This window comes from Rahnella sp. CG8 (assembly GCF_023701875.1).
GTDB classification, from domain to species: domain Bacteria; phylum Pseudomonadota; class Gammaproteobacteria; order Enterobacterales; family Enterobacteriaceae; genus Rahnella; species Rahnella aceris.
On record NZ_JABAED010000003.1, the window covers coordinates 202,323 to 214,529 of the forward strand.

Annotated in this window: 11 protein-coding genes; 6 read left to right on the top strand and 5 right to left on the bottom strand. The window is 51.7% G+C overall.

What is annotated here, in order from left to right; all coding sequences use genetic code 11:
- Nucleotides 1-89 precede the first annotated feature (89 nt).
- Complete coding sequence (locus HGO41_RS04320; protein ID WP_250980807.1) at nucleotides 90-1,526, bottom strand: glycoside hydrolase family 1 protein; 1,437 nt, start codon at nucleotides 1,524-1,526, stop codon at nucleotides 90-92.
- 367 nt (nucleotides 1,527-1,893) lie between these two features.
- On the opposite strand from HGO41_RS04320, the gene HGO41_RS04325 reads away from it, so the two are divergent.
- Genes HGO41_RS04325 through yjiA form a run of 3 tightly spaced genes read left to right on the top strand, consistent with a single transcriptional unit; the run spans nucleotide 1,894 to nucleotide 5,296 of the window.
- Complete coding sequence (locus tag HGO41_RS04325; RefSeq protein ID WP_013578145.1) at nucleotides 1,894-4,047, top strand: carbon starvation CstA family protein; 2,154 nt, start codon at nucleotides 1,894-1,896, stop codon at nucleotides 4,045-4,047.
- Nucleotides 4,048-4,107: 60 nt separating this feature from the next.
- Nucleotides 4,108-4,311, top strand: coding sequence for a YbdD/YjiX family protein (locus tag HGO41_RS04330; RefSeq protein ID WP_013578144.1), 204 nt, complete (start codon nucleotides 4,108-4,110; stop codon nucleotides 4,309-4,311).
- A 13-nt stretch (nucleotides 4,312-4,324) separates the two neighbouring features.
- Entirely contained in the window at nucleotides 4,325-5,296 is a 972-nt protein-coding gene (yjiA, locus tag HGO41_RS04335; RefSeq protein ID WP_014416674.1) for a GTPase, read from the top strand.
- Nucleotides 5,297-5,326: 30 nt separating this feature from the next.
- On the opposite strand, the gene btsR is transcribed toward yjiA, so the two are convergent.
- From btsR to HGO41_RS04350, 3 genes are all read right to left on the bottom strand, one after another.
- A complete protein-coding gene (gene btsR / locus HGO41_RS04340) occupies nucleotides 5,327-6,046 on the bottom strand; it encodes a two-component system response regulator BtsR (RefSeq protein WP_013578142.1) in 720 nt (239 codons plus the stop codon).
- Nucleotides 6,040-7,728, bottom strand: a complete 1,689-nt coding sequence (locus HGO41_RS04345) for a sensor histidine kinase (RefSeq protein ID WP_112151419.1) — start codon at nucleotides 7,726-7,728, stop codon at nucleotides 6,040-6,042. The genes btsR and HGO41_RS04345 overlap by 7 nt, the downstream gene beginning before the upstream one ends.
- A gap of 233 nt (nucleotides 7,729-7,961) precedes the next feature.
- A complete protein-coding gene (locus HGO41_RS04350; RefSeq protein WP_014416673.1) occupies nucleotides 7,962-8,858 on the bottom strand; it encodes a LysR family transcriptional regulator in 897 nt (298 codons plus the stop codon).
- A gap of 101 nt (nucleotides 8,859-8,959) precedes the next feature.
- Between HGO41_RS04350 and HGO41_RS04355 the strand changes: the two genes are divergently transcribed.
- Both HGO41_RS04355 and HGO41_RS04360 read left to right on the top strand, forming a co-directional pair.
- The gene (locus HGO41_RS04355) at nucleotides 8,960-9,811 is read left to right on the top strand and encodes an alpha/beta fold hydrolase (RefSeq protein ID WP_250980808.1); all 852 of its coding nucleotides are present in this window, start codon (nucleotides 8,960-8,962) and stop codon (nucleotides 9,809-9,811) included.
- 4 nt (nucleotides 9,812-9,815) lie between these two features.
- On the top strand, nucleotides 9,816-10,418 hold the full coding sequence (locus HGO41_RS04360; RefSeq protein ID WP_013578138.1) for a glutathione S-transferase: 603 nt from the start codon (nucleotides 9,816-9,818) through the stop codon (nucleotides 10,416-10,418).
- Nucleotides 10,419-10,484: 66 nt separating this feature from the next.
- On the opposite strand, the gene HGO41_RS04365 is transcribed toward HGO41_RS04360, so the two are convergent.
- Complete coding sequence (locus HGO41_RS04365) at nucleotides 10,485-11,591, bottom strand: ABC transporter substrate-binding protein (RefSeq protein ID WP_250980809.1); 1,107 nt, start codon at nucleotides 11,589-11,591, stop codon at nucleotides 10,485-10,487.
- Nucleotides 11,592-11,895: 304 nt separating this feature from the next.
- On the opposite strand from HGO41_RS04365, the gene HGO41_RS04370 reads away from it, so the two are divergent.
- Entirely contained in the window at nucleotides 11,896-12,087 is a 192-nt protein-coding gene (locus HGO41_RS04370) for a hypothetical protein (protein WP_013578136.1), read from the top strand.
- The last annotated feature ends 120 nt before the right edge of the window (nucleotides 12,088-12,207 follow it).

Below are 12,207 nucleotides of genomic sequence, written 5' to 3' on the forward strand. Positions count from 1 at the left end.
CGCCAGCGTCTTCGATGACTTGCTGACTTAAGGTCGGTGAAAACAGTCCGGCTATCACCCGGACTGTTTTCAAACCTGGCGGGGGAATATCAGCTGATATCTGCGCCGTTCGTCTCGATCACTTTCTGATACCAGTGGAACGATTTCTTCCTGTAACGGTTACCGGTGCCGGAAATCTTATCGTCGAGGTCGACATAAATCAGACCGTAGCGTTTACTCATCTCACCGGTAGACATACTCACCAGATCAATACATCCCCACGGGGTATAACCCATCAGTTCCACGCCGTCGTCAATGGCTTCAGCCATCGCCTGAATATGCTGGCGCAGATAGTTGATACGGTAATCATCGGCAATAAAGTGGTTTTCATCCGGCTTATCGACGGCGCCCAGCCCGTTCTCGACAATAAACAACGGCTTTTCATAGCGATCGTACAGCTGATTGAGGGCAATACGCAGGCCGACCGGATCGATTTCCCAGCCCCATTCACTGGCTTCGAGGAACGGATTGCGCGCGCCGCCAAGCAAGTTGCCCTGCGCCGAAACCGCATCAGGATTGGTTTTGTTGATGGTTGAAGACATGTAGTAGCTGAAACCAATGTAATCGACGGTATGTTCTTTAATCAGCGCTAAATCACCCGGCTGAATATCCAGTTCAACACCCTGAGACTTCCACAAACTTTTGGCGTAATACGGATATTTACCACCGGCCTGCACGTCGGCGCAGTAGAAATTAAACGCCTGCGTCTCTTTCAGGGTTTCCAGTTGATTAACCGGATTACAGTCATAAGCGTAGTTGGTGGCAAACAGGATCATGCAACCAATCTGAATCTGTGCGTTGGTTTCATGGGCGATTTTGACCGCCAGACTGCTGGCGACAAACTGGTTATGCCACGCCTGGAATTTCGCCTGCGCCTCAAGCGCGCCGGTTTTTACCGTCAGCCCCTGACTCATGATCGGGAAATGCGCCGCGCTGTTGATCTCGTTGAAAGTCATCCAGTACTTCACTTTATGCCCAAAGCGGGTCAGCACCGTGCGGGCAAAACGCTCAAAGTGACCAATCAGTTCACGGTTTTTCCAGCCGCCAAACGCGGTAGCCAGATGGAGCGGCATCTCATAATGGGAAATGGTGATCACCGGTTCGATGCCGTGCGCAATACAGGCATCAATCACCTGATCATAATGCTTCAGCCCCGCTTCGTTAGGTTCCTGCTCAATACCGTTCGGGTAGATGCGGGTCCAGGCGATAGAAAAGCGGTAACATTTGAATCCCATTTCCGCGAACAGCGCGATATCTTCCTGAAAGCGATGATAGTGATCGATGCCTTTATGATTGGGATACGTGTAATTTGCAGGATCAAGGGTGAAATCAAACTCCGGTGAGGAAACGATGTTCAGACGCGCTTTGCCACCCGGAATCGCATCGACAATCGACAGCCCTTTGCCATCCTGATCGTAAGCACCTTCAACCTGATTGGCCGCCGTTGCCCCGCCCCACATAAAGCCTTGCGGAAACTTACCTTTCATAAAAACTCCCTGAATGTGTTGATTGATCCCTCGGATCATTTAGCAAATGAATAATTTACCTGTCAAAACACGGCTCTGCCACAAAAGTTACGCCGATGCCCGGGCTTTCAGGCATAACCGGTGCAGTGATCTAAATCACAGATTTTGCTGCATTAATCGCTCCCTGAACCGCTTATTCCGCGTAATAACCGCTTATCTCCCTCTGTGACCGCTTACCAAGTTTCCCCCCTGCGCGCCTGCGAATTTGGCACCCTATGCGGGCAGTAAAGTGTGTAACAAAACAGGTCCCTGCCTCTCTGAAAGCGGTCCTTAATAAAGAAAACAGAGACGGGTATTTCGTGAGTCTTTTAAAATAACCGGGTTATTTATGAATAAAAAAGCATTATTCAAGCACATACCGTGGATGATTGTGGCTCTCCTCGGTGCCTGCTGTCTGGGTGTGGTTGCCCTGCGGCGGGGTGAACATATCAGCGCCTTATGGATAGTCGTGGCCTCTGTCTCGGTTTATCTGGTGGCCTATCGCTATTACAGCCTGTATATCGCGCAAAAGGTCATGAAACTCGACCCTTCGCGCTCGACGCCTGCGGTAATCAACAATGACGGCCTGAACTATGTGCCGACCAACCGCAACGTACTGTTCGGCCACCATTTTGCCGCTATCGCCGGGGCGGGTCCGTTAGTCGGACCTGTGCTCGCCGCGCAAATGGGGTATCTGCCGGGCGTTCTGTGGTTGCTGGCCGGTGTGGTTCTGGCCGGTGCGGTGCAGGACTTTATGGTGCTGTTCATCTCTTCACGCCGGAACGGTGCGTCCCTGGGCGAGATGATCAAAGAAGAGATGGGGCCGGTGCCGGGCACTATCGCCCTGTTCGGCTGTTTCCTGATCATGATTATTATTCTGGCGGTGCTGGCCTTAATCGTGGTGAAAGCACTGGCTGAAAGCCCGTGGGGCGTGTTTACCGTGTGTTCTACGGTGCCGATTGCCCTGTTTATGGGCATCTACATGCGCTTTATCCGCCCGGGTCGCGTGGGTGAGATCTCGGTGATTGGCGTGATCCTGCTCGTCGCGGCTATCTGGTTCGGGGGCGTTATCGCCAGCGATCCTTACTGGGGTCCGGCGCTGACCTTCAAAGACACCACCATTACCTTCACCCTGATTGGTTATGCGTTTGTCTCCGCTCTGTTGCCGGTGTGGCTGATTCTGGCGCCGCGTGATTATCTGGCAACGTTCCTGAAAATCGGCGTTATCGTCGGGCTGGCGATCGGTATCGTGATCCTCAATCCGGAACTGAAAATGCCGGCCCTGACCCAGTACATCGACGGCACAGGTCCGTTGTGGAAAGGCGCCCTGTTCCCGTTCCTGTTTATTACCATCGCCTGCGGTGCGGTGTCTGGTTTCCACGCACTGATCGCCTCCGGCACCACGCCTAAACTGCTGGCCTGCGAAACCGATGCCCGGTTTATCGGTTACGGCGCAATGCTGATGGAATCCTTCGTGGCGGTGATGGCGCTGGTCGCGGCATCAATCATCGAGCCGGGTTTGTACTTCGCCATGAATACCCCGCCAGCCGGTCTGGGCATCACCATGCCAAACCTGCACGAACTGGGCGGTGATCATGCGCCGATGATTCTGGCGCAACTGAAAGACGTCACGGCGCACGCTGCAGCAACCGTCAGTTCATGGGGATTTGTGATCTCGCCTGAGCAGATTATGCAAACGGCGAAAGACATCGGCGAACCCTCAGTGCTGAACCGCGCAGGTGGTGCACCCACGCTGGCCGTCGGGATTGCGCACGTGTTCCACAAAATTATGCCGCTGGCCGATATGGGCTTCTGGTATCACTTCGGCATTCTGTTTGAAGCGCTGTTCATCCTGACCGCACTGGATGCGGGCACCCGTTCCGGCCGCTTTATGTTGCAGGATCTGCTGGGTAACTTTATCCCGTTCCTGAAAAAAACCGATTCACTGATCGCCGGGATTATCGGCACCGCAGGCTGTGTCGGGCTGTGGGGTTATCTGCTGTATCAGGGCGTGGTCGATCCGCTGGGTGGCGTGAAAAGTCTGTGGCCGCTGTTCGGTATCTCAAACCAGATGCTGGCCGCCGTCGCGCTGATCCTCGCCACCGTCGTTCTGGTGAAAATGAAACGTACGAAGTACATCTGGGTCACCATGCTGCCAGCCATCTGGCTGCTTATCTGCACCACCTGGGCGCTGGGTCTGAAACTGTTCAGCACCAATGCACAGATGGAAGGCTTCTTCTACATGGCCGGTCAGTATAAAGAACGCATTGCCACTGGCGGCGCGAACCTGACACCAGAACAAGTCAGCAATATGCACCATATTGTCATCAACAACTACACCAACGCCGGGCTGAGTGTTCTGTTCCTGATTGTGGTGTACAGCATCATTTTCTACGGTATCCGCGCCTGCCTGCAGGCACGTAAAACCGACAAACGTACCGATAAGGAAACGCCTTATGTGCCGGTTCCTGCGGAAGGGATAAAAATCTCCTCCGGGCACTGACCGTTTACCTCAAAGCCCCGCACCCGCGGGGCTTTTCAGCATAAATTCAAAGGAGTACGTATGTTTGACAACTTAGGTGCGGCGAAGAAATACCTCGGTCAGGCCGCACGTATGCTGGTGGGCATACCGGATTACGACACCTACGTCCTGCATATGCAGACCAACCACCCGGATACGCCGCCAATGACCTACGAGGAGTTTTTCCGCGAGCGTCAGCAGGCGCGTTACGGCGGGGATGGTAAAGGCGGAATGCGCTGTTGTTAAGGGGAATAAAATTATGATGCCAATTGCAGTCACAGTATTAACAGGCTTCCTGGGTGCCGGGAAAACCACGCTTTTACGCCAGATCTTGCATACCCGGCACGAGATGAAAATTGCGGTGATCGAGAATGAATTTGGCGAGATGCCCATCGATAACCAGCTGATTGGCGACCGTGCCACACGTATCACCACTTTATCCAACGGCTGCATCTGCTGTACCCGTTCGGGCGAGCTGGAATCGGCGCTGCTGGATTTGCTCGACAGCGTGGATAAAGGCGAGGTGCAGTTTGACCGGCTGATAATCGAATGCACCGGCATGGCCGACCCCGGCCCAATCCTTCAGGCGTTTTTCGCGCATGAAGTCATCTGTGAAAGATATGTGTTAGATGGCGTTATCACGCTGGTGGATGCCGTGCATGCCATGTCTCAGTTGGATCAGTTCCCGCTGGCGCAGTCGCAGATTGGTTACGCTGACCGTATCCTGCTGACTAAAACTGATGTGTCCGGTGAATGTCCTGAGCTGACGGAGCGGCTGCAACGCATTAATGCCCGTGCACCGGTTTATAAAACAGTTCAGGGGGATATCGATCCGGCGCTGCTGTTTGATACCCGCGGATTTATGCTGGAGGAAGACGTGGTCGCCGCCAGACCTCTGTTCCACCGCCTCGCGCCACAGCAAAACACCGTCTCCTCGATTGTGGTGGAACTGGATTATCCGGTGGCGCTGACCGCGATATCGAAGGTGATGGAAGAACTGCTGGCCAGTTTTGCCGATAACCTGATGCGTTATAAAGGGATGTTATGGATAGCCGATCACCCGTGCCGCCTGCTGTTTCAGGGCGTACAGCGCCTCTACAGCGCCGACTGGGATCGCGAGTGGCTGCCGGACGAAACGCCGCGCAGTGCGTTAGTTTTCATTGGCATGCAGTTGCCCGAAACTGAAATCCGCGCGGCCTTTGCCCGGCTGCGTCCGGCCAGCTCTGTCTGAGCCATGTGTCCAAAAGAAAAGCGGCGGGGTTTACAGCCCCACCGTCTCTTTCAGTGATTTCAGATAGCGGCGGCTGACCGGCACAATCTGACCATCACGCAGCAGCAGTTCCGCCTGGTTCTTATCCTCCAGACGGATCTCCTTCAGATAATCCATATTCACCAGATATTGCCGGTGACAACGTAACAACGGCGTACGAACTTCCAGCGTGCGCAGGGTCAGTTCAGTGAATGTCTCTTTGCCGTCCTGTCCGGTGACATACACCCCGCCGACCCGGCTGCTGACAAAAGCCACATCTTCAAGCTGCAACAACCAGATACGGTTACTGCTGATACAGGGGATAAACTTCAGCGGCTGCTGATATTGCGGTAACTGTGAGACATCCTGCTCCTGATAGCCCAGTCGTAATCTCGCCAGCGTTTTCTGAAGCCGCGCCGCCTGAATGGGTTTGAGTAAGTAGTCAAACGCGCACTGTTCAAACGCCTGTACCGCATATTCCTCGAACGCGGTGAGGAAAACGATGTGCGGGCGATGTTGCTGATCGAGCATACCGACCATTTCCAGCCCGCTGATGCGCGGCATCTGAATATCGAGAAAGACAATGTCAGGACGGATTTTGTGGATCACGCCGATCGCTTCAATGGCGTTGGTACATTCACCGACAATTTCAATATCGCTTTCATCCTGAAGCTGTAAGCGTAAATTTTCCAGCGCCAGCGGCTCATCATCGACAATCAGCACTCTTAACATGGCGCACCCTCCGCAGGCAGCCGTAACGTGACGCGGGTGAAATCATCCGGTTTACAACTGACCGTAATGCCATAATCATCGCCAAAGCGCGCCCGCAGACGTTTATCGACCAGGCTCATACCTAACCCGTCGCTGCTTTCTTCCGGCTGATATAACCCGGCGTTATCTTCCACTTCGATGATCACCATTTCGCCCTCACTGTAAGCGCGGATCACAATATTGCCATTGCTCAGCAACTGAGAAGTGCCATGTTTGATGGCATTTTCCACTAACGGTTGCAGGGTGAAAGCAGGCAGGCTCTGATCAGAAAAGGCCTCCGGCACCTGTAAATCCACCTTCAGTTGCGACGGAAATCTTGCCAGCTCGATTTGCAGATAGGCATTCACATGCTCCAGTTCATCCGCCAGCGTCACGACTTCAGAAGAGCGTTTGAGATTCTTGCGAAAGAAGGTCGACAGGTACTGCACCAGTTGACCGGCTTTATCACTGTCGTGGCGGATCACCGCCATTAACGTATTGAGGGCGTTGAATAAGAAATGCGGATTAACCTGAGCATGCAACAGCTTGATTTCAGACTGTGCCAGCAACGCTTTTTGTTGCTCAAATTTACCGGCGAGGATCTGCGCCGACAACAGTTGGGCAATTCCCTCGCCCAGTGTGCGGTTGATGGAGCTGAACAGACGGTTGCGAACCTCATACAATTTGATCGTGCCAATCACCCGCTGATTTTCACCCCGCAGCGGGATCACCAGGGTTGAACCCAGCTTGCAGCTGGGATGCAGTGAACAGCGGTAAGGCATCTCGTTGCCGTCGGCATACACCACTTCATCGTTCTCGATAGCACGCCAGGTATATTGTGATGCGATGGGTTTGCCCACCAGATGGTGATCGTCGCCGATACCGGTAAAGGCCAGCAATTTCTCACGATCAGTAATCGCCACAGCCCCGATATCCAGCTCTTTCAGCAGCACCTGTGCCACTTTCATGCTGTTCTCTTCGTTGAACCCGCGTCGCAAAATGCCTTCCGTCGAGGCGGCCACTTTCAGCGCGGTGGCCGAAAACGCCGAGGTATATTTTTCGAACATTGCCCGCTTATCCAGCAGGATACGCATAAACATCGCGGCCCCGAGGGTATTCGTCACCATCATCGGTGCGGCAATGCTGCCGACCAGATTAAGCGCATCGTGAAACGGGCGGGCAATAAGCAGGATGATTAGCATTTGCAGTATTTCTGCAACAAAGGTGACACCAGCCGCTACCAGAGGATTAAATAACTTATCGATACGTCCACGTTTGATCAAAACGCTGTGTACCAGACCCCCTAATAATCCCTCGGCGATGGTTGAAATCATGCAGCTCAGCGCCGTCATACCGCCCATTGAATAACGGTGGATCCCGCCGGTCAGCCCCACTAACCCCCCGACCACCGGGCCGCCGAGCAACCCGCCCATCACGGCGCCAATCGCGCGGGTATTGGCAATAGAGTCCTCGATATGCAGGCCAAAGTAGGTTCCCATAATGCAAAAAATGGAAAACGTGATGTAACACAATAACTTATGCGGCAGCCGAACCGACACCTGAACCAGCGGAATAAATAACCGCGTTTTACTCATCAGCCAGGCAATCACCAAAAACACGCACATTTGTTGTAACAGCAGCAATATCAAATTGAATTCGTACATTCCCGGGCATCCAAAATACGACAAGCTGAAAATATATCGTGCTCAGATAAAATTTACCTTGAACCCGCCAGAAGAATGGGAATATTTTTATTGACGAATTAAATTTAATATTCTTCTAAATGAAATATCAGAAAACTATTTAAAGATGCCGTTCAGCAAACGGTAATATGTATTATGCAGCCACCGCGACCCGCTATTAATGAATCAGAAAGTCGCATGCCTCTTCGATGAAATCATGACTGACTGCTATTGATATCCCCCGCCTTAGCAGATCTCTGCATCAGCCGGCTCAGTATCAGACAGAAAGCCTCACTTGCAGGGTTATAGCGGTGTTCGTTCACACGTAGCAGACAATCCACCGACGGCAACGGCATCCTCTGTTCAAGTTCGCAAAGATCGCTAACCGGTTTTACGATGCTGAATTCATTCATTATTCCCACCCCAAGGCCTGCATTTATCGCCGCAAGCATACCTGCCACTGAAGGGCACTCCAGCATCACCATAAAGGTAATATCAGCCTGATTCAGTTTCTCCTCAGCCATACGGCGATAAAAACAATCTGTCCCCCAGGTGATCAGTTTAAGGCGATTACCGGATGCATACCGCCACGAAGGAGGTGCACACCAGTATAATTTTTCTGTCCAGAGTACCTTGTCTTCGCCGCTGGCCATGCCCGTGAAATCCTGGTGTAAAATGATGTCCAGTCCCCCCTCAGAAAAATGCTGACGCAGGAGATGGCTTTGCTCAACAACCAGCTGGACATCCACCTCAGGATGATGGTGAGTGAACAGAGCAATAACTGAACACACTTCTGTCAGAGAAATGTGTTCAGTTACCCCAACACGGAGCTTTCCGCGCAATGCCGAAGGTGAAAAATAGGCCACAGCGTTATCGTGTTCGCTGAGTATTTTCACCGCATGCTGGAGTAACACGCTGCCCTTTTCAGTCGGGCAGGCTTTCCCTGCGTGACGTGTCAGGAGCTGACACTGAAGCTGATCTTCAAGTCGCCTGAGTTTCCAGCTCACAGCAGACTGACTCAGGCTGAGGAGTGAAGCCGTTTTGCTCATACTGCCGGTTTGAACGACGGTTCTGAACACCCTGAGCGAATCAACGGAGAGGCGTTTATTCATTTTATTATGACAAAAGTGGGTTACCAGAGGGAAAGAATGTCACTGGCGTCATATTCAGTCAACGGATAGCCTGCTCAGACTGAATAAAAGCGGAGCAAACTATGCCAGGTTGTAATCCATTACTGACTCAACACGTTGTGATAAAGGGTTGTCGCATTGCGACGGGGGTCCACGGCTCAGGCACGCCACTGATTCTGGTTCATGGCACGCCTGCGCATTCTGTCATCTGGCAGACACTCGTCCCGATATTTGTCGACGCAGGCTTTCGTGTTCATCTGTATGACCTTCCAGGGTTCGGCGCATCCGAACGCCCGGTGAAAACGGATACATCGGTAGCCTCACAGGTGACTTTTCTGCTACGACTGCTTGAATACTGGCAACTGGATAAAGCACACTTTTTGGGTCACGACATCGGTGGGGCAATTTCACTTCGGCTGGCATTCGATTACCCGGACCGCCTCCAGACACTCACCCTCGCCGATATTCCAAGCTACGACTCCTGGCCATCGTCTACATGGAAAGACATGCGGGATAATTATGCGGAATATGCATTGATACCGGCCAGCCAACATTGTATTGCGATGTCACGCCAGCTAAAGATGGCCGTTTTTAAAAAGGAAGTGATGACAGGGGAACGGCTGGAGAGTTATCTCGCGCCACTTTGTGGCGTGGTGGAGCAGGCCTCATTTTATCAGCATCAGGTCGCTCACTATAATTCCTGTTACACGGCAGACTTTGCGGAGAAGCTCCCTCTTCTGAATCTGCCCGTACAGATCTTATGGGGGAAAGAAGATGAATGGCAGCCCGTTGAATATAGCCAGCGTCTGCAACGCGATATTTCGTCTTCCACGCTGCATATCTATGAGCAGGCCGGACACTTTTTGATGGAAGATGCTCCACTGCCTGTAGCCAGACAGGTAGTCGAATTTATTAACAAAAATGAGGTGAGGTAACACTATGGTTCTGATCGGAATGCTGGATTCGCCCTATGTCAGACGCGTGGCTATCTGTATGAAAGTGTTGGGTATTGATTTCGAACATCGTCCGCTCTCGGTGTTTGCCGATTTTGAGACACTGGTGAAAATTAACCCGGCGGTCAAAGTCCCCACGCTTATCACGCAAGACAATCAGGTACTGATGGACTCAACCTTAATCATCAGCTATCTGGAGAAACTGTCCACCCGCTCTCTTGGCAATCCCCCCGAGTCCGGGCCGGAAGGCCTGCGGGAATTATGCCTCACGGGACTTGCTCTGACAGCCTGTGAAAAAGCGGTGCAACTCGTTTACGAACGACGCCTCAGGCCGGAGGAAAAGCAACATCAGCCCTGGGTTGATCGGGTGACCCGACAGCTCCGGGGGACATGGCAAATGCTTGATGACAGCCTGCAGGAAAGCGCCCCTGATATACTGACTGTAGCCGGTATCAGCATCGCCGTTGCCTGGAGTTTTACGGTATCGATGCTGCCAGATATCATGAACGCCGACCAGTATGCGCAAGCGAACAGCTTCACACAGCGGGCCGAACAGCGACCGCAATTTCTGGCAACACCCAGGGTGTAAGTACACCGATCCCTTTCAAAGAGAGCAAATGAATTGAAAGGGATCGATTAACAGGAAAATCCACGATCAGTGTGGTTTCTCACTGGCCGATAACGCAAAGGTTCCCACCGGCATGACAGGCAGGTATTTTTTATAATAATCGTGATAGTTTTTCACCGGATCAATATCCCTGAATAAATCAGGATAAAGGGACTTGGCGATAAACTGCACCATGGTGAAATCCACCAGCGTCCGTGATGCGCCCTGATAAACCCCGAAGAGTTTGTCGTTTTTAATTGCCGGTAATGAACTCCAGCCGTCACGGTGAGCAAATCCGTTGAGTTTTGCTCTTGCTGTAGCTTCATTGACCCCGATGCCCATTTCTAACGCCTTATCGACTTTATTGTTCTCCCTGCCGGAAATAAAAATGACATCCGGTTTGGCAACCAGCAACTGCTCAGGGTTAATTTCGCCCCACTGTTTAACGAAAGGTGCCGCAATATTTTCACCACCTGCAAGACGCAGCATCACCCCCCACATATTTTCACCATAGGTAAATGAATACTCCGCCGGACCTTTATTGCCAAACTCAATATAGACTTTTGGCTTCGGCAGATTCGCCTGTCTGATCCTGTCTTCAATCAGCGTGATGTTATTTTTATAAAGCCGGGCAAGCTCATTCGCGCGACCAGTCTGGCCGGTTAATATCCCGATAATTTCCGTGGATTTCACATGATTTTCCACTGTCTGATCATTGTAATCGAGCACGACAACCGGGATATTCAGGCTCTGAAGCTGCGTGACTTCATACTTCAGGGCGGCGTACTGCCAGCTGGCTAAAATGACCACATCCGGTTTCAGGCTAATCACTTTTTCCAGCGACACGTTGTGCAGGTCGATTTCGCCGATATCCGGAATGTTGGCGATGGACGGACGGTATTTAATATACATATCCCAGTTCGCAGGGACTTTGCCATGCCAGGCTTCGCGGGAGATACCGACAATATGATCAAATGCCTGTTCACCACCGACCGCCATATAATCTTCAAAATAGAAACCTAATACCGCTCTTTTCACCGGGGTTTCTAAGGTTATTTTATTTCCCAGAACATCAGTCAGTGTCGTTGTTGCGGCACCGGACGGTCCGGTTATGACGACTGACAGCATAAAAAGCAAACCATGAAGTAACTTCATTTAATTCCCTTAGGTATTGTGTGATTATTATCTGAGGCTGAAAATTATTTTTATAGCAACCGGTTTATTGCACGGTTTATTTAACTTAAGTCGCCGTAACCCGGTAATACCGCCATGCCCTCATCGCGGCGGGATATTATACGTTTGGTCGGCTGCATCAGTACAGTCACAACTGCATGTTGCCGCAGGTCGGGCAAAAGGGAGCACCTGAGGTGAGTTCGGGTGATAACTGTTAATATGAAGCGGAAAACGCTTCTCAGATGCTGAGCTATAATTAAAATTTACCGATGAGAAGGATACTTATATGGCTCCAGTCGCGAGTATATCAGGTGGCGTAATATTTATTATCATTGGCATCGTGATGCTGTGGTTATTAATCAAGGCTTATAAAGCCAATCAGAACAAGAAGTTCTTCACGCCGAGCAAATGCATGCTGCTCATCGGGACCCTGGTCTCTTTCATTATCTCCCTGGTTTTTTTCACCTCCTCTTCCTGATGCCAGCATAATTTTTCCGTGAATGCCCCGGCCTTTGTGCCGGGGTTTAATATCCCACAGGATCGCCCTCTTTTTCATCCTCGACTATGATTATTATTCGTTGGCTAACGGCCGGTTAAC